Below are 21476 nucleotides of genomic sequence, written 5' to 3'. Positions count from 1 at the left end.
CACCTCTCGACGCGCGCCCGGCGCCGCGTTAGAGGGGCGGACCATGAAAACCACGTTATCGTTTGTCGGGATGCTCTCCCTCGCCGTGGGCGCCTTCGCGTGCGGCGGCGGGGAGACCGAGGTGAAGGATCCGTCGACGGAGGCGAAGCCGGCGGAGACGGCGACGCAGACGCCCGAGGCGGCGGCGACGTCGACGGCGACGACGACGACGACCGAGGCGAAGCCCGCAGCGCCGGCGCCCGTGGTCGAGGACATGAAGCCGAGCGAGGACCCGAAGCCGCTGCCGAGCGTGAAGATCACGGCGCCGAAGAACGACGCGTCGGTCGGGGACCTCGCCAAGGCCAAGGACTTCGAGGTCAAGCTCGACGTGAAGGACTGGGCCACGGTGGTGAACGGGCCGCACGTCCACCTCATCCTCGACGATCACCCGTACAAGCCGATCTACGACACGAAGAAGCCCGTGAAGATCGCCGAGCTCCTGCCCGCCGGCGCCGAGCTCACCGAGGGCGAGCACACGCTCGTCGCCTTCGCGAGCCGCGCGACGCACGAGTCGGTCAAGGGCCAGGGCGCGCAGCAGCTCTTGACGTTCTGGGTCGGCAAGAAGGGCAAGAGCACCTTCGACCCGAAGAAGCCGCACGTCGTCTACAGCCGCCCCAAGGGCGAAAACAAGGGCGCGATGGGCAAGGAGCTGCTGCTCGATTTTTACCTCTTCGGCACGCAGCTCGACAAAGGCGAGAAGGTCAAATACACGGTCACGAGCCCCGCCCTCGCCACGCCGCTCACCGGCGAGTTCACCACCTGGGCGCCGAAGGTCGCGAAGAACCTGCCCAAGGGCGACTACGAGGTCACGGTCGAGCTCGTGGACAAGGACGGAAAGCCCCTCGAGGGCCCGCTGACGAAGACGACCCGCAAGGGCGTCTCGGTCGACGCCGAGGCGGCAGCAGGGGATCCGCACGGCGGACACGGCGCCGCGCCCGCCCCCGCGCCCACGACCGCGCCCGCCCCCGCGACGAAGTAATCACGGATCGAGGGCGAGCGTCCCCATCCAGAGGGCGCCGTGGTGAACGCGTCCACGGTCGCGCTCGGGCATGAGCGAAGTGTCGCGCCCAGACCGGCGCGCCGGCCGACGATCAGGGGCTGCCCACGAACGGCCGTCGCGCCCTGCAATGTTCTTGATCCTGCGCGCGATCGACCCGTAACATCGCAAACGATGCGGTGTGTATTGTGGTTTCTCGCGGGCGTCGTTGTGTTTCACGCCGGGACCGAGCAAGCCTGGGCCGAGGACGCTGACGCGCCCGCGCAGCCGAAGAGCGCGCTCGACGAGGCGCAGGCGAACATCGACGCCGGCCGCTTCGAGGAGGCGTGCAAGGCGCTGAAGCAGCTCTACCGGGAGGATCCGCGGCCCGCGACCCTCTACCGCATCGCCCAGTGTTACGACAAGTGGGGGCGCATCGCGACGGCGGCGGTGCACTACGACGACTACCTCGACAAGTTCGGCGAGCTCACGGACCTCGAAAAGAAGGCGGAGCGCGACAACGAGGAGGCGGCTTCGGCGCGGCGGGAGGAGCTCGAGAAGCGTATCCCCAAGGTCATCCTGCGCGTCCCGCGCGACGCCCCGTCAACGACGCGTGTGCTGCGCAAGCCGCTCGACGGCGGCCCGCTCGTCCCGCTGGCCATCGGCATCCCTCTCCCGATCGATCCGGGCGAACACGTGCTCACGACGGAGGTCCCGGGGCGCGCCTCGTCGTTCACGAAATTCACCGTGAAGGAGAAAGACAACCAGGTGGTCAACGTCGTGATGCCGCCGGCGACGGCGACCGGCGGCGATCCCACGAAGACGGCGAAGCCCCTCCAGCCGGTGCCGTCGATGATGCCCGCGCTCGATCCCGGGATCTCGGGGCGGCGCGTGATGGCCTACACGCTCGGCGGCGTGGGCGCCGTGGGTATCCTCGGCGGCATCGTGACGGGGGTCATCACCTGGGCGCAAAAGGAGCCGATCGAGAAGAATTGCTCCGGCAGGATCTGCAATCCGACCGGGGAGGGCGCCAAGGACACGGCGGCGATCACCGGCGTCGTCAGCAGCGTCGCGTTGCCCGTGGGTCTCGGCGCCCTGGCGGCCGGCGTCATCTTGTATCTCACGGAGCCCCCGCCCTCGAAATTCGGCTCGACCGAGCCCCGGTTGCGCCTCCGCGCCGACGCGAGCCCGGGCAGGGGCGGCGTCGAGATCGATTACAGCTTCTAGCGGGGCGTCGCCGGCCTTAGCATGGTCACAATAACTCCTTTTCCTTGCGGCCTGGCCGCGTCCGTAGCTCCCCGGCGTGTGTCGCGCGTGGAGGTCGAGGTTCGATGATGAGCAAGAAGCGCTTCAATCACTGGGCGATCGTGCTCTTGGGTGGTGGGCTCGTCGCGAGCTGCACGAACATCCTCGGGATCGACACCAGCTACGACCCGAACCCCTGCGCCGACCTCTCGATCGACCCGCAAGACTGCGGTCAGGGCGCGTGCCACGTCTTCCTGGACAAGGACGAGCGTTGCCTCAACGGGCTGCCGACGGAGTGCGTCGAGGGCACGCCGAACGACCAGGAGGTCTGCAAGGACGGCATCGACAACAACTGCGACGGCAATGTCGACGAGGGCTGCCCCTGCGACGCGGGGCAGACGCAGGAGTGTTACAACGGCTCGACGGACGAGTCGAAGTTCGGCGTCTGCATGAAGCGGGGCACGCAGATCTGCGAGGCGGGCGCCTGGTCGGAGTGCGACAGCCAGGTGCTGCCGGCGGCCGAGGAGTGCGGCGACGGCCAGGACAACGACTGCGACGGCAAGGTCGACGAGAACTGCCCCTGCACCCCGGGTGAGCCCTCGAAGCCGTGTTACGGAGGCCCCGAGGGCACCGAGGGGGTCGGCGTTTGTCGGAGCGGCACACAGAAGTGCCAGGCCAGCGGGACGTGGGGGGACTGCGACGGCGACGTGGTGCCCGGCACCGAGTCGTGGAACGGGGCGGACGACGACTGCGACGGGAAGACGGACGACGGATACCTCTGCGCGAAGGGGACGAAGCAGGCGTGTTACGACGGCCCGGGCGGGGTGGACAGCGATGAGATCACCCCCATCGGCGGCGTGACCCCGGAGTGCAAGGCCGGCGAGCAGGAGTGCATCGAGGGCCAGTGGGGCCCGTGCCTCGGCCAGGTGAAGCCGAAGGACGAGTTCTGCGACGGCAAGGACAACGATTGCAACCACGTCGTCGACGACGGCAGCTTCCAGGTCGCCGAGCTCTGCAACAACAAGGACGACAACTGCAACGGGCTCGTGGACGAGGGGAACCCGGGCGGCGGCGAGGTCTGCAATACGGGCAAGCCCGGCCCCTGCAAGGACGGCGTGACCGCGTGCGTGAGCGGCGGCGTGGAGTGCCAGCAGAACATCCAGGCCACGACGGAGCTCTGCAACGGCGTCGACGACGATTGCAACGGCGCGATCGACGACGGGGATCCCGAGGGCGGGACGCCGTGCAACGCGCCCGACGCCGTGGGCGCGTGCGCCAACGGCAAGACGAAGTGCCAGACGGGCAAGCTCACGTGCGTCCCTGCGGCGCCGTCGACGGAGCTCTGCAACGGCGTCGACGACAACTGCGACAACATCATCGACAACGGCAACCCCGGCAGCGGGCAACCCTGCCAGGTCCCGGGGCAGCTCGGGGTGTGCGCGGGTGGCGTGACCAACTGCGAGGGCGGCGGGATCCAGTGCACGCAGGTGGTGACGCCGACGACCGAGATCTGCGACAGCAAAGACAACGACTGCAACGGCGCCACGGACGAGAACGTGCAAGGCACGGGCACGCCCTGCACGGTGGCCGGCTTGCAAGGCGAGTGCGCCAAGGGCGCGACCGCCTGCCAGAACGGCGTCGTCATCTGCGCGCAGACCAAGCAGCCCATCGCCGAGATCTGCGACGGGTTCGACAACGACTGCAACGGGTCCGTCGACGAGGGGGATCCGGGCGGCGGCGCGACCTGCACCGTCCAGGGGCAGGTCGGCGTCTGCGGGATCGGCGTCATCAAGTGCACGAGCGGCGCGCTGAGCTGCGCGCAGACGAAATTCCCCTCGCCCGAGCTCTGCGACGGCCAGGACAACGACTGCGACACGCAGGTCGACGAAGGCAACCCGGGCGGCAACGTCCCGTGCAACACGGGCAAGCCGGGCAGTTGCGCCGCGGGCGTGTTCGAATGCATCAGCGGCTCGGCGATCTGCACGCAGACCACGACCCCGCAGCCCGAGGCGTGCGACGGCATCGACAACGATTGCGACGGGCAGACCGACGAGGGCAACCCCGGCGGCGGCGGGTCGTGTACGGTCCCCGGCCTCAGCGGCGAGTGCGCGAAGGGCGTCCTCGCGTGCCAGAACGGCGTCCTCGCGTGCACGCAGGTGAACCAGGCGCAGCTCGAGATCTGCGACGGGCTCGACAACAACTGCAACGCGCAGATCGACGAGAACAACCCGGGCGGCGGCGTCTCCTGCAACACGGGCCAGCCCGGCATCTGCGCGCCGGGCACGACCGCCTGCACGGACGGATCCATCAAGTGCAACCAGAACCAGCAGCCCTCGTCCGAGCTCTGCGACGGCCAGGACAACGACTGCGACGGACAAACCGACGAGAACAACCCGGGCGGCAACCAGGACTGCACCACGGGCCTGCCCGGCATCTGCGCCGCGGGCAAGACGAACTGCTCGAGCGGCTCGATCGTCTGCAATCCGAACCTGCAGCCTGCGCCCGAGACGTGCGACGGGCTCGACAACAACTGCAACGGCACCGTGGACGAGGGCAACCCGGGCAGCGGCGTCGCATGCTCCACAGGCCAGCCGGGCGTCTGCGCTACGGGCACGACTGCCTGCGCGAACGGATCCATCCAGTGCAACCCGAACATCCAGCCCTCACCCGAGACGTGCGACGGGCTCGATAACAACTGCAACGGCACCGCGGACGAGGGCGACCCGGGCAGCGGCGTCGCATGCTCCACGGGGCAGCCCGGCGTCTGCGCCACGGGCACGACCGCCTGCACGAACGGCTCCATCAAGTGCAACCCGAACATCCAGCCCTCGCTCGAGAGCTGCGACGGCCTAGACAACAACTGCAACGGCACCTCGGACGAGGGCAACCCGGGCGGCGGCGCCGGCTGCGACACGGGCCAGCTCGGCATCTGCAAGGCGGGCACGACCGCGTGCTCGAACGGCTCGATCCTCTGCAACCAGAACCTCCAACCGTCGACGGAGGTCTGCGACGGGCTCGACAACAACTGCAACGGCGCCGTGGACGACGGCAACCCGGGCGGCGGGCTCTCTTGCGTCACGGGCCAGCCGGGCGTCTGCTCGGCCGGCACGACGGCGTGCTCGGGCGGGACGCCGGTCTGCAACCCGAACGTGCAGTCGTCGCCGGAGATCTGCGACGGGCTCGACAACGACTGCGACGGCAGCATCGACGAGGGCAACCCGGGCGGCGGGCTCTCTTGCGTCACGGGCCAGCCGGGCGTCTGCTCGGCCGGCACGACGGCGTGCTCGGGCGGGATGCCCGTCTGCAACCCGAACGTGCAGTCGTCGCCGGAGATCTGCGACGGGCTCGACAATGACTGCGACGGCAGCATCGACGAGAACAACCCGGGCGGCGGCCTCGCTTGCGGCACGGGCCAGCCGGGCGTCTGCGCGGACGGCACGAACGCCTGCGTGAACGGCGCGCTCGTCTGCAACCAGAACACGGCGGCGTCGCCGGAGGTCTGCGACGGCTTCGACAACGACTGCGACGGCAACGTCGACGAGGACAACCCGGGCGGCGGCCTCGCCTGCCCCACGGGGCAGCTCGGCGTCTGCGCGGACGGCACGTCCGTCTGCGCGAACGGCGCGATCGTCTGCAACCAGAACGTGCAATCGTCGACCGAGACCTGCGACGGCCTCGACAACAACTGCGACGGCAACGTCGACGAGGGCAACCCGGGCAGCGGCCTCGCTTGCGACACGGGCACTCCGGGCGTCTGCGCGGACGGCACGACCACCTGCGCGAACGGCGCGACCGTCTGCAACCAGAACGTGCAGGCGTCGGCCGAGACCTGCGACAGCCTCGACAACAACTGCGACGGCAACATCGACGAGGGCGACCCCGGCGGCGGCCTCGCTTGCCCCACGGGTGAGCTGGGCGTCTGCGCGGACGGCACGACGATCTGCACGGGCGGCTCGGTCCTCTGCAACCCGATCACGTCGGCGTCGGTCGAGACCTGCGACGGCCTCGACAACAACTGCGACGGCCAGACGGACGAGGACAACCCGGGCGGCGGCCTCGCGTGCCCCACGGGGCAGCAGGGCGTCTGCGCGGACGGCACGACCATCTGCACGAACGGCGCGATCGTCTGCGATCAGAACGTGCAAGCGTCGGCCGAGGCCTGCGACGGCCTCGACAACAACTGCGACGGCAACGTCGACGAGGGCAACCCGGGCGGCGGCGAGGCCTGCGACACGGGCGCGGAGGGCGTCTGCGCGGACGGCACGCTGGCCTGCGAGAGCGGCGGGATCGTCTGCAAACAGGATGTGCAGTCGGAGGCCGAGGATATGTCGCCCTGCGACAGCCTCGACAACAACTGCGACGGCTTCGTGGACAACGGTCCGTTCTGCTGCCCGTCCGACACCATCCAGAACGGCGACGAGAGCGACGTCAACTGCGGCGGCACGTGCACGGTGAAGTGCGCCGACGCGGGCATGGACTGCACGACCAGCGCGCAATGCGGCTCGAGCACCTGCGGCGCGAACAACAAGTGCGTGGCGCAGAGCTGCGGCGGCGGCGACGACTGCGTGTCGGGCGTCTGCGTCGACGGCGCGTGCCAGCCGGCCACGTGCACCGACATGGTGAAGAACGGCAGCGAGACCGACATCAACTGCGGCGGGCCGACCTGCGGCAAATGCGCCGACAACAAGGTGTGCAGCGTCCCGAGCGACTGCATGAGCGGCGTCTGCAGCGGCAACGTCTGCCTGCCGCCGACCTGCAACGACAACGTGCAGAACGACGACGAGACCGACGTCGACTGCGGCGGCTCGTGCCCCACGGACTGCGTCAATGGTCTGGCCTGCGCGGGCAACGGCGATTGCACGAGCGACGCCTGCGACCGCGGCCTCTGCGTGCCGGCGAGCTGCACGGACGGCACGCAGAACGGCACCGAGACGGGCGAGGACTGCGGCGGCGCCGATTGCCAGCTCTGTCCCACCGTGGTGCTGCTCTCCACGTCGGGCACGAGCGCGCCCTACACCCTCCAGCGCTCCGTGTTCAACGGGTCGACCTGGAGCTCCGCGACGCTCGCCTCCGCCGCCGTGCAGGGCACGCCCTCGATCGCCATCACGACGACGCGTCATGCCATCGGCGTGGTGCGGGGAGACGCCGACAACCTGCGCTTCACGCGGTGGAACGGTGCGGCCAACACGTGGTCGACGCTCGCGGACCTGCCGAGCGGCGTCGGGGCGAACGGCGCCCCGGTGGTGAGCGCGTCGGGTCCCTTCGCGGGCCTCGTGTTCCGCTTCCAGGGGCCGGGCGCGGGCCGGTACCACTTCGTCCAGCACGTCGGTACGCCGTCGTCGTCGACGTGGCTCACGCCCTACCAGTGGACCGGGGCCCCGACGAGCGCGACGATCCACGACCTCGACTGGGTGGCTCTCGACGCCCAGGGCAACGCGGCGCTCGTGTTCCCCGAGCAAAGCAGCTCGGACGTGTTCTTCCAGCTCCGGGGGAGCAATGGCGCCTGGGCGACGGCCGCGACCACGGGCAACGTCACGGCGAACATGACGATCCAGCCGAACGTCATCCGGCTCAGCGGCGGCGATCTGCTGATGACGTTCGTGAACAGCGCCAACCAGATCGCCTTCTCGCGGTACTCGGGTACCTGGTCGGCCCCGGCCATCGTCCGCGACGAAGCGGGCAACGACAAGGCGAACACGAACCTCCGGCCGGGGCTCGCGCCGCTCCCGAACAACGGCGCGGTCCTCGTCTACCGGAACACGTCCGACAGCAGCCGGCTCTACTCGGTCATCTACGACGGGACGAACGGCTGGAATACGTCAGCGTCGAAGGTCGCGGGCGTCAACATCACCCTCACCGCGCCGCCGGTCGTGGTCCCGGGCATCGGCAGCCAGGACGCGGAGATGCTCCTCATCGAAGGCGGGAGCCTGAAGCACACGCGCATGAGCAGCGGGACGTGGTCGACGCCGGCGAACGTCGCCGGCATCCTCTCCAACGTCCAGGCCGTCACCGCGGCGAGCTTCCAGTGACCGCTCCCCTCCCCCTCTCCCGCCCCGCGGGAGAGGGGGTTGGGGGGTGAGGGGGTTGGGGGGCGGGAGAGGGGGCTGGTGGGTGAGGCTACTTCCTCCCCATCGCCACCTTCTTCCGCTGCTCCTCCTCCTCGACGAGGCAGCGGTGCGGCTTCGCCCCGTTGCTCCCCTCCCCGCAGATCAGACAGAAAAATGCCGTGATTGGCTCCGGCGGCTTCGACGGCCGGGCCTTCGGCTTCTGCGTGGGGAGCGGCTTGCCCTCGGCGGCGGCGGCTTGCTCGGCGGCCTTCTTGCGCCGCTCGAGCTCGTCGCGCAGCGCGCGCGCCTCCGCGGCGAACGCGTCCTTCTGGATGGACAGCGCCTCGGCCTCCTGCTCGGCTTGCCGCAGGGCGCGGGAGAGCGCCTCGACGCGTTGCATCGCGGCCACGAGGTCCCCTTCACGCTTCGCGGGCTGCTCGCGTGTCTTCGCCAGCGCCTCCTCGCTCTTCGCCAGGTCCTCCCGCGCTTTCGCCAGCTCCTCCCCGCTCTTCGCAAGCGCCTCCCGCGTCTTCGCCAGGTCCTCCCCGGTCTTCGCAAGCGCCTCCCGCGTCTTCGCCAGCGCCTCCCCGCTCTTCGCCGCCTCCTCCCGCGCCTTCGCCAGCTCCGTTCCGCTCTTCGCCGCCTCCTCCCGCGCCTTCGCCAGCTCCGTTCCGCTCTTCGCGAGCTCCTCCCGCGCCTTCGCCAGCTCCGTTCCGCTCTTCGCCGGCTCCGTTCCGCTCTTCGCCGGCTCCGTTCCGCTCTTCGCCAGTGCCGTTCCGCTCTTCGCCGGCTCCGTTCCGCTCTTCGCCGGCTCCGTTCCGCTCTTCGCCAGTGCCGTTCCGCTCTTCGCCGCCTCCTCCCGCGCCGCCGCGAGCTCCCGCGCGAGCGCGCCTCGCGACTGCAGGAGCACCACGATCACCAGCACGAGCGCCGCGAGCACGGCGAGAAGGACCAGGGAAAGACCATCCATACGCAGACCGACGGGCGAGCAGCATGGGGCAGGCTGGCCCGGGAAGGCAAACACTTGCGCCCGCACCCCGATCTCGCCAAGGTGCCCGCCCTCCCGGAGAAAACGCTTGGCCCCCCCGAACGAGGACTATTTCTACGAGGCCCTGCCCTTCGCCGAGACACACCCCGACCACCTCGGCGCGGTCGGCGCCCTCTTCGGCCTCCGGCCCGCTCCGCCCGCTCGCTGCCGCCTCCTCGAGATCGGCTGCGCCACCGGCGGCAACGTCCTGCCCATGGCCGCCGCCTTCCCCGAGAGCCGCTTCGTCGCCCTCGACCGCGCCGAAGACTCGCTCGCCGTCGCCCGCAAGCACGCCGAGGGCGCGCGGCTCCAGAACCTCGCCCTCCACCTCGCCGACGTCCGCGAATTCGAGGACGAGCCCGCCTCCTTCGATTACATCGTCTGTCACGGCGTGTACTCGTGGATCCCCGACGACGCGCGCGCGGCCCTGCGACGCCTCGTCCGCAGGCACCTCGCGCCCCACGGGCTCGCCTACATCAGCTTCAATACCCTCCCCGGCTGGCACCTGCGCGGCGCCTTGCGCGACATGCTCCGCCGCGAGGTCGGCGCGGAAGGATCGGCCGCCGAGCGCGTCGTGAAGGCGCGCGCTTTTTTGCAGTTCCTCGGCGCCGCCGAGACCCTCGCCGCCGATCCGGCGCGCGCCTGGCTCGCGAGCGAGCTCCAGACCCTCGGCCAGCTCGCGGACGATTACCTGCTCGGCGAGCACCTCGTCGCGTACAACCGCGCCGAGTATTTCTCCGACTTCGCCCGCGACATGCAGGACGCCGGGCTCGCCTTCGTCACCGACGCGCACGTCCCGCTCGTCCTCCCCGAGCGCCTCGGCCCCGCCGCCGCGGAGGCCGTACGCGCGCGGTCGGGCGGGGACGTCGTGGCCATGCAGCAATCCCTCGACCTGCTCGAGCTCCGCTGCTTTCGCCGCGCCGTCCTCTGCCGCGACGACGTGGCGATCTCGCGCCGTGTCTCGGTCGATCGCCTCTTTCCGCTCGTCGTCGCCTCGCCGCTCACGCCGGGCGCGACGAGCCCGAACCTCGGCGAGGGCGTCGAGGAGACGTTCCTCGGGCCGGGCGGCACGATCTCCACGGATCAGGCGACGCTCAAGGCCGCGCTCGTCGCGCTCGCGGCGCGCGCGCCGGGGGGCTTGCCGTTCGACGCGCTCGCCTGGGAGGCGGGCGAGAGGCTCGGGCTCGCCGCGTTCGAGGGGGAGGCGCGGGCGCGGCTCGCGCGGAACCTGCTCGGGTTGTACACGAAAAACGCGCTCCGGCTCTGGGCCTCGCCGAAGCCCGTCGCGCGTGGGGTGAGCGAGCGCCCGCGGGCCTTTTCGTTCGCGCGTTACCAGGCGAGCGTGGGCAGCCCGTTTTGCACGACGCTCCTGCACGAGGGCGTGCAGGTCGACAGCTTCGATCGGGTGATCCTCGCGCGGATGGACGGGACACGTGACGCCGCGGCGCTCACGGAGGCCGCGCTCGAGGAGGCGCGGCGCGGCGAGGTGTCGGTGGAGATGAACGGCGCGCCTTGCGTGTCGGCCGACGTCTTCGCCGAGATCACCGAGCAGAAGCTCCTGCGCTTCGCGCGGATGGGTCTTTTGATGGAGTGATCCGCCGCGCCGACGTGTATCATCCCACGTCCGGTGGCATCATGAGCGGCACCCACGTCTTCCCCCATTTCTCCGAGCTCACGTTCGCCGTCGAGGGGGGCAACACCAAGGACATCCTCGAGGTACATTGGCCCGATTCGGCCGCGTCCGGGGTGACGCTCGGGGCCGGTTACGACATGGGGGGCCGCACGAAGGCGGTGGTCAAGGCCGACCTCGTCGCGGCGGGCGTGTCCGCGGCCGACGCGGAGAAGCTGAGCAATGGCGCGGGGAAGAAGGGGGACGCGGCCAAGAAGTGGGTCGCGGACAACGTCGCGAGCCTGCCGACGATCTCGAAGGACGTCGCGAAGACGCTCTACCAGAAGATTTATCCCGCCTACGTCGAGAAGGCGAAGACGAGGGTCGCGGACTACGGCGGCGACTGGGAGAAGTACCCGACGCCGATGAAGGAGGTGCTCGTCGACCTCGCGTATCGCGGGGACCTCTCGACGAAGCACCCGCGGCTCGTCGCTTGCGTCAAGGACAACGATTACCCGGGCTTCTGCGCGCTCATCCACGACCTCGATTACTGGAGGGACAATACCAACCTCAAGAACCAGAAGCCCCGGAACGCGGACGGCTCGTTCGCGGTGGCGCAACGCGGCGGGTACAACTGGCGCATCCTCGATCGCTCGGATTTCCTGAAGAAGGCCGGCGGCACGGGGGCGGAGGACGACGACGACGACGACGCGCCGCTCGTGGTGTATCGCGAGCCGACGACGCAGTTCGACCTCTCCACGATGCCCGAGGACGTGCTCTACGACCACCTGCGCGAGGTGTGGAAGCGGGCGCAGAAGCGGTTCGGCAACGAGGGGAAAAGCGCGTACGACTTCCAGGACGAGAACGGGCGCGTGAACCTGCTCGCGGCGCGCGGCTTCGATCACAAGGAGAAGAAGCCGGTCCAGAGCACGAACACGAAGTACGACGATTGCATGTTCCTCGTCTACAAGACGACGGCGGGGCAGAAGAAGGTCGCGCTCTACCAGTGCACCACGGAGTGGACGATCAAGGGCAGCCAGTCGGTGCTCTTGCTCGGGCAACACAAGTATGCGCTCGGCAATCACGGGATCTCGCGGTACGGGACACACGTCAGCCTGAAGGACGGCATGACGGGGAAGGACCTGAGCGGGAAGAACTATCGCGCGCTCCGGCCGGACCCGACCGTACGGACGGCGCTCGTCGGCGACGAGGAGCAGGTCGGCGCGGTCGGCGACACCCACGCGACGGCGTACGACGCGGGCGACATCAACATCCATTACGGCGGCGACACGGGCCTGGTCGCCGCGGACCGCAGCCGCGCCTGGTCCGCGGGCTGCCAGGTGATCGCGGGGATCAAGAGCTACGTCGATTTCATCAAGAAGATCGAGGCGGACACCTCGATCAAGGGCACGCTCCAGAACGAGCTCTCCGGCAAGCCGGCCAAGGACGGCACGCGTTCGCTCATTTACACCCTCGTCGAGGGGGATTTCCTCACGCCTGCGAGCGCGAGCGCGAGCATCCGCCTCCCGATCGTCGGCAAGGACGCCGAGGCCCATTATTCGCTGAACGAGGGGGGCGAGGGCGGGTTCTTCCCCATCGGGGCCAACAACTTCTGGCACGGGGGCGTGCACCTCGACGCGGGCGCGGATGCGCTCCAGGCCATCGCCGACGGCGACATCGTGGCGTATCGCATCAACAAGAAGGCGCTCGAGGTGGAGCTCGCGGGCGAGCCGATGCGGTATTCGAATGGCTTCGTGCTCGTCCGGCACGAGCGGTACACGCCGAAGGGCGCGAAGCTCGAGCTCTTCTCGCTGGTGATGCACCTCTTGCCTTTCGAGGAGTACACCGACGCGCAGAAGAAGAACCCGCCCGTGATGTTCAAGAAGCACAAGTTCACGATTGCGACCACCGAGGATTCGGGGGGGCTCAACGTGCGCGAGACGGGCCGGGGGAGCAAGGTCTTGCGGGTGGCCAAGCTCGGCGAGGAGGTGAGCTTCAAGGACCCGAACGCGGTCGCGCCCGGGGGGAAGATCGGGACCGGCTGGCACGAGCTCTCGGGCGGCGGCTGGGTCTACGTGGGCGGCGAGGGCGACCCGAACATCAAATACGAGTGCAAGCTCGAGCCCGAGAAGTTCGATCAGGTGGTCGCGTGCAAGATCCCGGTCACGGCGGGCGCCATTCTCGGGTATCCGGGCGTGTTCTTCACGCGGCCGGCGACGACCCATTTCGAGGTGCTGACGGGCGACGTCGAGTTCATGAAGAACCCCAAGGGCGACAAGGGCGGCCCGGGGCTCTTGCAGATCGCGGCGGGCACGAAGTTCAAGACACGCAAGAACGTCACGCCGCCCGAGGTGAAGGTCGACTGGCCCGCCGGCGCACGCCTCAGCCTCGTGGAGCAGCCGCCCGGCGATCTGCGCAAGGTCGCTTGCAGCGAGGCCGTGGGATGGACGAAGCGCGAGCTGCTCGGGGCGTATGACCAGGGGAGCGCGGCGTATACGCTGGCGGCGCCACTCGCGACGCTCACGACCGAGCCCGGCGGGGGCGCGACGATTGAAATCAACGCGCCGAAGGGCGCGAAGGTGTACTGGGTCGCGCAGAAGGGCGAGAGCGACCGCCAGGTGCGGTATGTGCTCCCGAAAGCGGAGCAGGAGAAACGCACGGGCTGGACGAAGCGCGAGCTGCTCGGGGACTGGGACGGCAAGACGTCGCGCTACACGCTGAAGAGCGCGTTGCCCGTCCTTTCCAAGGAAAAACCCGACGGCGCGGTCGTGTTCGAGGACGGGGCGGGCTCGAACGCGGCGGAGATCTTCACCGAGATCTTGCCCGCCTCGGACGCGCGGGTCTTCAAGGACAAGGAGGGCAAGGTCTGGCAAGAGGTGGATTTCGGCGGGGGGAAGGGCTGGATCGAAGTCGACAAGGATACGAAGGTCCTCTTCGCGTACGACTGGCCGCGCTGGCAGCGGATCGAGGAGCCCGGCAAATTCAGCCAGGATGGGCTCTGCGACGCGCCGAGCCTGCTCGGGCTCGTCGACGAGAACAAGGACGGGAAGGTCTCGGCGGCGGAGATCAAGGCGGCCTTGAAGGACCCCGCGATCGCCGAGAAGCTGCGGCGGATCGCGTGCCTGCATCCGACGGAGTGGGCCGGCGAGGTGCCGGGGCTCGATCGATTGAAGGGGCCGCCGTGGAACCTCGACGACGCGTCGCTCGCGACGACGCGTGAGTACATCAAGAAGCTCGGCTTCTGGGGAGACGCATCGAGCGCGGGTTTGCCCTCGAAGGACAAGGTCTGGCACCTGCACCCGATCGGCCTCATCGAGCACTGGCGCACGCTCTCGCTTTTGCAGGCGCCGCCGGCGGAGAACGAGGCGACGGAGGAGACGTCCGAGGAGGGCGAGACGGCCGGCTCGACGTCGGGCGGGGCGACGACGGGCGCGGGGGAGAGCGAGCTCGTCGTTTTTTGCGCGCACGAGCTCGCGAGCCGAAAGAGCCGCGTGAAAAACGTGGCCCGCTTCGAGGTGGTCCCCGACGCGCAGACGCTCGAGGACGTGGTGACGCTCCTCTACCGGGGCGGCGCGAAGCCTTCGCCGAGCGCGATCACGGTGTCGCGCGGGGGCGAGAAGGTCACGGTGCAGGGGAAGGCCGCGGGCGAGGGCTACACGCAATACGACGTCAAGGTCGCGTTCAAGGGCACCCTGGGCCACAACATCCTCGGCGCCACGTTCTGGAAGGCCTTCACCGCGGCGACGGAGTACAAGGTCGAGGGATTCGAAAAGCCCCTCACCATCGCGGTCTACGCGCCGAACAAGCTCGCGCTCGCGATCAAAATGCCCAAGGTGCGCAGCGCCAAGATGGGCTCGAAGCTCGGGGAGAAGCTCGACGAGGTCACGCTCTCCGACGGCAGCAAGGGCCTCGCGTGGGTCGACGCAGGAGAGTCGCTCGAGGAGCCAGCCGGCTGGGAAAAACCCAAGAAGGGGGCGGAGAAAAAACCCTTCGGGGAGGGCGTCACCATCACGATGGATGGCAAGTCGCTCGTCAACGCGGCCGACGTCATCCAGCCGATCCTGGGCATCGTGGGGCTCGTGCAGCACGCGCTCAAGATCATGAAGGGCATCCAGGACGCGGTCCCCAAGATCGGCTGGTATGCCCAGTGGGAGTTCCAGGTCCTCCAGGGCGTCTTCAACCTCGAATGGCAGCAGAAGGAATACAAGGACGAACGGGCGTACGCCGGGGCGAAGCTGATCTTCCAGTTCAACCTGTTCTCGGCCTCCGCCGAGATCGGCGTCGGGATCGCGAGCTGCAGCTTCAAGGCGCAGCTCTTCGCGAAGATCGAGGGGGGCGTCTCCATCAACTACGAGATCGAGCGCGTCAGCCCGGGCGTGGACGCCACCGTCGCGATCCCGTTCACCTTGAGCATCGCGGGCGCCGTGGGGGCGCGTGTCCAGGCAGGGAGCTGCGTCGAATTCGAGGCCACGCTGGAGAGCGGGTTCGAATTCCAGGGGAAGCTCCAGATCCACAGCCGGGAAGGCTTCTCGATGAAGAGCTCCATGAGCTGGACGGGGCTCGCGGGGAAGATCAAGGCGTCGGTGGGCCCGGGCGGCTGGCTGGGCAACCACGTCTCGCAGCAGACGTTCATCGAAGCCGAGGACCTCGGGGACTTCGAATGGCCGGACGAGCCCTACACGGCCCCCTTCATCACGCGGAGCCAGATCGAGGAGATCCTCGAGGACAAACTCACCGACGGGCTGAACATCCGGGTGTTCACGGAGTCCGGGAGCGCGTGGACACCGGACACGCAATGGTCCACCGAGAAGATCGCGCAGACGCTCGCGGCGAAGATCGACGCCCGCAAGGACATCTTCCGCGACTCGAGCTCGATCGAGGGGCTCGCGCACGACATCCGGCAGCGGCTCGACATCATCGGCACGCGCGACTGGGCGCGCGACTGGATCGACGACAAGACCTTCCTGAGCTTCGTGAACAAGGAGCTCGATAAGATCATGTCGGCCAGCTACATCGATCCGTGCAAGGAACTCGTGGACAAGTGCAAGTGAGCGCATGCAGGACAAACCGATCTTCCACCTGAACCTGTCGCTGCGCGCCTGCCTCGCGCGGGTCACGCTGAACGGCTTTCAGCTCCTCGCCGTGGACGCGCGGGCGCCGATCAGCGTGGCGCCGCCGGTGAACCAGCTCCTCGTCGGCAAGGGGAACGTGCTCGGCATCCAGGCGCTCCCGACGATCACGCGGAAAGGGATGAGCTCGCCGCTCGACATCGACATCACCGGCTCGGTGTCGGCGTACAAGGCCGGGGACATCGTGGCGCCGGACGAGGCCGGCGACGTCGTGCTCTCCATCGACGTACAAAAAGCGCTCGCCGGGCAGGTCCCGGCGATCCCTTTGCAGCTCTCGTTCGAATTCGACAACGAGGGCCCCGCGTTCCCCGAGCTCCTCCGGGAAGCGGAGCCGATCGAGGATCCGGAGCCGCTGCTCGCCTACGCGACGCGCCTGCGGGACCTCTTCGCCGCGTCGGACGTGGTGGGGCTCGTGAAGGAGTTCGCGCCGAAGATACGCGATTTCGGGCAAGCGTATTACGAGACGGAGGCGCGCATGCGCGACGACTTCGTGGAGTTCGTGCAGGGCAAGCTGCTGCCGGGCCCGATGGACCTCGCGTTCGGGGCGACGGACATCCTGCCGGTCTCGATGTGCGAGGGCCGGATCTGGGAGCTCATGCGAAAGCCGAAGCGCCCGCTGCTCCAGACGGTGCCGGACAAGGACGGCTCGCAGCTCCAGATCCCCGTCTACGTGGCGAAGGTCGACGGCGCGTTACGCGTCGTGCGTTGACGGGAGCCGCGACGTCAGAGCGAGAAGATCCAGCGGTTCGGCGCCGGTTTGTCCTCGGGCGCGGGCGCGGGCGGAGGGGCCGCTTCCTCGACCGACTCGCTCTTCACCAGCCCGGCGCCGACGGGGTTTTCGAAGCGGCGCTTCGTATCGACCCGCGTGAGCGGCAGCATCAGATCGATGAGGCCCTTCGCGGCCGGGCGCGGGCCCGCGGCGATCTCGGCCGCCGCGGCGACGTACGCGTCCTTCACCTGCGGATCGGGCAGCAGGACCTTCCCTTGCGGGTGGAGCTGCAGGCCGAGGCCGAGGTCGACCTTCGTGTTCGCGAGCTTCACGCCGCTCGCCTCTTCGGCCGCGAGCAACACGAGCTCCTTCGCCAGGGTCGACGGGCGTTTTTGCAGGCCAAACGCCCCGAAGAGCAGGTCCGCGAGCTTCGCGCAGAGCTTCAGCGTGGAGTCGACGATCTGATCGGACTCGACCCGCGCGAGGACGGGATACTCCGGCGGGACCTCGGGCGCGGGGCGCAGGTCCCCGGCCTCGTTCTTGGGGCCGACGAGCGGCGTGACGTCGGCGCCCTCGACGAGGAAACCTTCGAGCTCGAGCCCAACGTCGGGCGGGCGCACGTGGACGAGCGTGAGCGAGCCGCGCAGGTACCGCTCCGCGAGCTGCTCGATCACGACATCGTCGCGCAGGTTGTGGATCGAGCTGCGATGCAGCTCCTCGGCGAGCATACGCCGCAGCTCCAGCATGCCGCGGCGATCGAGCGCGATGCCGCGCAAAAACGAGAGGATCCCGTGCCTGTCGAGGCGCTTCGGCCTCCCGAACTGGAAGAGACCGTGGCCCGTCCGGAAGAACGTCATCGGCGGGTCTCTCTCTCGGGCCGGGGCACGATACCGATCTTCGCAACGCGCGCGCCAGAGATCAAGCCTCTTGCCGGGAGGCGACGATCCCCGGTACGCTCGCTCGGAGCTCCATGCCTTATCCGCAGGGCACACTTGGCATCGGCATCGCGACGCCGTTCGGACCCGACGCCGTGCTCCTCGTCGATCTGCACGGGGAGGAGCGGATCTCGGGGCTGTTCCGCTTCGAGCTCGAGCTCGTCTCGCCGGAGAAGGCCCTCGACTTCAAGGCGATCGTCGGCAAGGGCGTGACCTTGACCGTGCGGGGCATGGCGAAGGAGAAGCCGCGCTTCATCCACGGGATCTGCACGCGGTTCGTCCAGGCGGGGCGGGTCGGCAAGCAGACGCGCTACCGGGCGGAGCTGCACCCGTGGTTATGGCTGCTCGGCAAGACCAGCGATTGCCGCATCTTCCAGGAGAAGAGCGTGCCCGACATCCTGAAGGAGCTCTTCCAGGAGCTCGGGTTCTCGTCGGGCGAGCACTTCAAGGATTCGCTGAAGGGCTCCTACACGCCGCGCCCGTACTGCGTGCAGTACCAGGAGACCGCGCTCGATTTCGTCTCGCGCCTCATGGAGGACGAGGGCATCCACTATTATTTCGCGCACGAGGACGGCAAGCACGTCATGGTGCTCTCCGACGACAGCGCGTCGGCCGCGGCGTGCCCGAACCTCGACAAGGCGCGCTTCGTCGAGCAGTTCTCCACGTCGACGGACGAGGACGCCGTCCTCGAGTGCACGCTCGAGGAGGAGATCGTCGCGGGCAAATACGCGGCGACGGATTACAACTTCGAGATGCCGAGCACGTCGCTCCTCGCGGAGGTCGCGGGCGAATCGGGCAAGCTCGAGCTCTTCGAATACCCGGGCGGTCACGTCGAGAAGAGCCCGGGGGACGCGCGGGCGAAGCTGCGCATCGAGGCCGAGGAGGCGCGGGCCGTGCGTCTGGCGGGCACGTCCACGTGCCGCGCGTTCACGGCGGGGCACGCGTTCAAGCTCGACGAGCATGATCGGGACGACGCGAACACCGACTGGGTGCTGCTCTCGGTCTCGCACCGGGCGAGCCAGGAGGGGTACACGAATACCTTCGAGGCGTTCCCGAAGAAGACCTCGTACCGCGCGCCGCGTATCACGCCGAAGCCGGCGATCCCGGGCACGCAGACGGCCGTCGTCGTGGGCAAGAGCGGCGAGGAGCAGTGGACGGACGAATACGGGCGCATCAAGGTCCAGTTCCACTGGGATCGCAAGGGCGCGAAGGACGACAAGAGCTCGTGCTTCGTGCGCGTGGTGCAGGCCTGGGCGGGCAAGAGCTGGGGCACGTGGTTCTTGCCGCGGATCGGGCAGGAGGTCGTCGTGAGCTTCATCGACGGCGACCCGGATCGGCCGCTCGTGACGGGCTCGGTGTACAACGCCGAGCAGACGGTGCCCTACGGTTTGCCGGACATGCAGACGAAGAGCACGATCCTGAGCCGCTCCTCGAAGGAGGGCGACGCGGGCAACGAGCTGCGCTTCGACGACAAGAAGGATAACGAGGAGTTCTACGCGCACGCCCAGAAGGACATGCTCTTCGAGGTGGAGAACGACTGGACCGTGAAGGTCCTCCACGATGTCGCGATGAACGTCAAGAACGAGCGGAAGGTGACGATCGAGGAGGGCGACGAGACGCTCACCGTCACGAAGGGCAACCGCACGATCAAGGTGGACAAGGGCGACGAGCTCCACGCCGTGAAGGGCAAACGCACGCTCGAGGTCACGAAGGACGAGGCGCACACGAACAAGGCGAACCTCGATTACAAGGTGACGAAGAACTACACGATCAAGGTCGACGGCGACCTCGTGATCGAGGCGAAGAGCGTGACGATCAAGGCCAAGCAGGCCTTCACGATGAAGGCGGGCACGGACTTCAAGGCCGAGAGCGGGACGGGGATGACGCTCAAGGCCGGCACCGATTTCAAGGCCAAGGGCGGGACGAACATGACGCTCGAGGGCGCGATCGCGCTGAAGGCGAAGGGCGGCGCGCAGGCCGCCGTGGAGGGCGGCGGCATGCTGACCTTGAAGGGCGGCATGGTGAAGATCAACTGAGGCGAGGCCATTCATGCCGACCGACCACGAAGAGCGCGACGAGAACGGCAAGCTGCTCACCCGGTTCCAGATGGAAGACGGCGCGCTGCACGGCGAGTTCGTCCAGTACGGGGAGACCGAAAAACAGATCGCGCACCGGGCGAGTTATCAGAAGGGAAAACTCCACGGTTTGTCGATCACGTACGACCCGGAGGGGCGCGAGGTCGAGCGCTCGTCGTTCGAGGACGGCCTCCTGCACGGCGAGACGAAGCTCTTCGACGAGAACGGCAAGCTCTCGCAGGTCGTCACGTTCGTGAAGGGCGAGCAACACGGGCCGACGCGGCTCTACGAGGACGGGCGCCTGCGGACGTTGTTGCTCTTCGAGAAGGGCAAGCAAAACGGACCGTTTCAATCGTTCGACGAGCAGGGGGGCGAGGTCGTACGTTCGTTCTACAAGAACGGCAAGCTCGAGGGGGAGTCGCTTTTCCTCGACGGCAAGGGCAATACGCTGCGGAAAGCGCACTACAAGGCGGACAAGCTGCACGGGGAGGTGATCGAATACTTCCCGGACGGCGAGGTGCGCGAGCGGGCCACCTACGACGACGGCAAGAAACAAGGCGACACCTTCAGCTACGACGTGAACGGCAAGCTCAAGGCGAAGGCGACGTACAAGGACGGCGAGAAGCGCGGCGAGGTCGAGTACGACGACAAGTGCCTCCCGAAGTCGAAGTCCGAGGAGAAGGAGACGTCCTTCTTCGACAAGATCGTGAACAAACTCGCGGGAGGCTGACGATGGGCCAGCACGTATGCATGGGGGCGATGATGCAATGCAGCTTCGGCGTGGCGCCGAGCTCGCTCACGGTGCTGCCCGCAAACCGGACGATGACCGCCCCGGGGCCACTCGCGAACATCATGGACGGCAAGCCGATGCTGAACGTGCTGCCGTTCGGGATGTGTCAGAGCCTGGCGAACCCGACGGTGGCCGCGGCGACGGCGGCGGCGATGGGGGTGCTCACGCCGATGCCGTGTATCCCGAACACGCCGGCGCCGTGGATCGTGGGTGCTCCGACGGTGTTACTGGCGAACATGCCCGCGCTGAACAACAGCTCGAAGCTGATGTGTATGTGGGGCGGGGTGATTCAGATCTCGTTCCCGGGGCAGGTCACCGTGCAGGTGCCTTGAGCCTCAGGTCTTCGGGCCGCAGCAGGACGACGCCGTCGGCTTGACCTCGCTCTTCACTTCGCTTTTCTCCGAGAGGCCGACGGGCGTGCAGCACGCGCTCGCGTCTTTGTTCAGCGCCGTGGACGTCCCCATCACGTCGGCGTCCGCCTTCACGACGAACACCTCCCACGAATTGCCGTCCGGATCCTCGACCCACACCTTGTCCTGCACGGCGTAGCAGCAAGACGTCTCCTCCTCCGTGAGGGTCTTCAGCCCCTGGGCCTCGAAGCGGGCCTTGGCTTCGAGGACATCCTCGGTGCTCGCGACCTGCACGCCGAAATGGCTGACGTTGATCCCCGTGCGAGGGGCCTCCTGCATCGTCAGGTTGAGCGAGGGGACCTGCAGATCGAATTTCGCATATCCGGCCCGCCGCTTCGTCGCCGCGACGCCGAACGCCTTCTCGTAAAAGGCCACGGATTGCTCGATGTTGGTGACGTTCAGGGACACGTGGGGCTTGAGGACGTTCATGGGGAGTCTCCTTTTCTTCTTGCTTCCAAAAAACTCGAACCTTGGGGCCCAAAAAA

Annotated in this window: 12 protein-coding genes; 9 read left to right on the top strand and 3 right to left on the bottom strand. The window is 68.2% G+C overall.

What is annotated here, in order from left to right; genetic code table 11:
- Positions 1-43 precede the first annotated feature (43 nt).
- The 3 genes from GF068_RS28530 to GF068_RS28520 all read left to right on the top strand — a co-directional run bounded on the left by GF068_RS28530 (position 44) and on the right by GF068_RS28520 (position 8289).
- Complete coding sequence (locus tag GF068_RS28530; protein WP_153822648.1) at positions 44-1018, top strand: hypothetical protein; 975 nt, start codon at positions 44-46, stop codon at positions 1016-1018.
- Between the two features lie 192 nt (positions 1019-1210).
- Positions 1211-2242, top strand: coding sequence for a tetratricopeptide repeat protein (locus GF068_RS28525; protein ID WP_153822647.1), 1032 nt, complete (start codon positions 1211-1213; stop codon positions 2240-2242).
- Positions 2243-2346: 104 nt separating this feature from the next.
- Positions 2347-8289: a MopE-related protein gene (locus tag GF068_RS28520; RefSeq protein WP_153822646.1), complete on the top strand. Its 5943-nt coding sequence runs from the start codon at positions 2347-2349 to the stop codon at positions 8287-8289.
- A gap of 88 nt (positions 8290-8377) precedes the next feature.
- Here the strand turns inward: GF068_RS28520 and GF068_RS43750 are convergent, their stop codons facing one another.
- Positions 8378-9277: a hypothetical protein gene (locus GF068_RS43750; RefSeq protein WP_170319732.1), complete on the bottom strand. Its 900-nt coding sequence runs from the start codon at positions 9275-9277 to the stop codon at positions 8378-8380.
- A 106-nt stretch (positions 9278-9383) separates the two neighbouring features.
- On the opposite strand from GF068_RS43750, the gene GF068_RS28510 reads away from it, so the two are divergent.
- From GF068_RS28510 to GF068_RS28500, 3 genes are read left to right on the top strand one after another with little or no spacing between them, the layout of a single operon-like run.
- Positions 9384-10928, top strand: a complete 1545-nt coding sequence (locus tag GF068_RS28510) for a class I SAM-dependent methyltransferase (RefSeq protein ID WP_170319731.1) — start codon at positions 9384-9386, stop codon at positions 10926-10928.
- A gap of 41 nt (positions 10929-10969) precedes the next feature.
- Positions 10970-15994, top strand: coding sequence for a pesticin C-terminus-like muramidase (locus GF068_RS28505; protein ID WP_153822643.1), 5025 nt, complete (start codon positions 10970-10972; stop codon positions 15992-15994).
- Positions 15995-15998: 4 nt separating this feature from the next.
- On the top strand, positions 15999-16781 hold the full coding sequence (locus tag GF068_RS28500) for a hypothetical protein (protein ID WP_153822642.1): 783 nt from the start codon (positions 15999-16001) through the stop codon (positions 16779-16781).
- Positions 16782-16795: 14 nt separating this feature from the next.
- Here GF068_RS28500 and GF068_RS28495 read toward each other — a convergent pair whose 3' ends face one another.
- Complete coding sequence (locus GF068_RS28495) at positions 16796-17638, bottom strand: hypothetical protein (protein WP_153822641.1); 843 nt, start codon at positions 17636-17638, stop codon at positions 16796-16798.
- 113 nt (positions 17639-17751) lie between these two features.
- Between GF068_RS28495 and GF068_RS28490 the strand changes: the two genes are divergently transcribed.
- From GF068_RS28490 to GF068_RS28480, 3 genes are read left to right on the top strand one after another with little or no spacing between them, the layout of a single operon-like run.
- Positions 17752-19752 (top strand): type VI secretion system Vgr family protein, encoded by a 2001-nt coding sequence (locus GF068_RS28490; protein ID WP_153822640.1) that lies wholly within the window; start codon positions 17752-17754, stop codon positions 19750-19752.
- 13 nt (positions 19753-19765) lie between these two features.
- Entirely contained in the window at positions 19766-20521 is a 756-nt protein-coding gene (locus tag GF068_RS28485) for a toxin-antitoxin system YwqK family antitoxin (protein WP_153822639.1), read from the top strand.
- A 2-nt stretch (positions 20522-20523) separates the two neighbouring features.
- Positions 20524-20913, top strand: a complete 390-nt coding sequence (locus GF068_RS28480; protein WP_153822638.1) for a DUF4280 domain-containing protein — start codon at positions 20524-20526, stop codon at positions 20911-20913.
- A 3-nt stretch (positions 20914-20916) separates the two neighbouring features.
- Here the strand turns inward: GF068_RS28480 and GF068_RS28475 are convergent, their stop codons facing one another.
- Positions 20917-21420, bottom strand: coding sequence for an ArsI/CadI family heavy metal resistance metalloenzyme (locus GF068_RS28475; RefSeq protein WP_153822637.1), 504 nt, complete (start codon positions 21418-21420; stop codon positions 20917-20919).
- Positions 21421-21476: the final 56 nt, after the last annotated feature.

The organism is Polyangium spumosum (assembly GCF_009649845.1).
In the GTDB taxonomy this organism is placed as follows: Bacteria; Myxococcota_A; Polyangia; order Polyangiales; family Polyangiaceae; genus Polyangium; species Polyangium spumosum.
This window is presented reverse-complemented; position numbering and strand designations above follow the sequence as displayed.

Coding starts and splice junctions, on each gene's coding strand:
- GF068_RS28490 (WP_153822640.1), top strand. CDS start 17,752: ATGCCTTATCCGCAGGGCACACTTGGCATCGGCATCGCGACGCCGTTC.
- GF068_RS28505 (WP_153822643.1), top strand. CDS start 10,970: ATGAGCGGCACCCACGTCTTCCCCCATTTCTCCGAGCTCACGTTCGCC.
- GF068_RS43750 (WP_170319732.1), bottom strand. CDS start 9,277: ATGGATGGTCTTTCCCTGGTCCTTCTCGCCGTGCTCGCGGCGCTCGTG.
- GF068_RS28525 (WP_153822647.1), top strand. CDS start 1,211: ATGCGGTGTGTATTGTGGTTTCTCGCGGGCGTCGTTGTGTTTCACGCC.
- GF068_RS28475 (WP_153822637.1), bottom strand. CDS start 21,420: ATGAACGTCCTCAAGCCCCACGTGTCCCTGAACGTCACCAACATCGAG.
- GF068_RS28520 (WP_153822646.1), top strand. CDS start 2,347: ATGATGAGCAAGAAGCGCTTCAATCACTGGGCGATCGTGCTCTTGGGT.
- GF068_RS28495 (WP_153822641.1), bottom strand. CDS start 17,638: ATGACGTTCTTCCGGACGGGCCACGGTCTCTTCCAGTTCGGGAGGCCG.
- GF068_RS28530 (WP_153822648.1), top strand. CDS start 44: ATGAAAACCACGTTATCGTTTGTCGGGATGCTCTCCCTCGCCGTGGGC.
- GF068_RS28480 (WP_153822638.1), top strand. CDS start 20,524: ATGGGCCAGCACGTATGCATGGGGGCGATGATGCAATGCAGCTTCGGC.
- GF068_RS28500 (WP_153822642.1), top strand. CDS start 15,999: ATGCAGGACAAACCGATCTTCCACCTGAACCTGTCGCTGCGCGCCTGC.
- GF068_RS28485 (WP_153822639.1), top strand. CDS start 19,766: ATGCCGACCGACCACGAAGAGCGCGACGAGAACGGCAAGCTGCTCACC.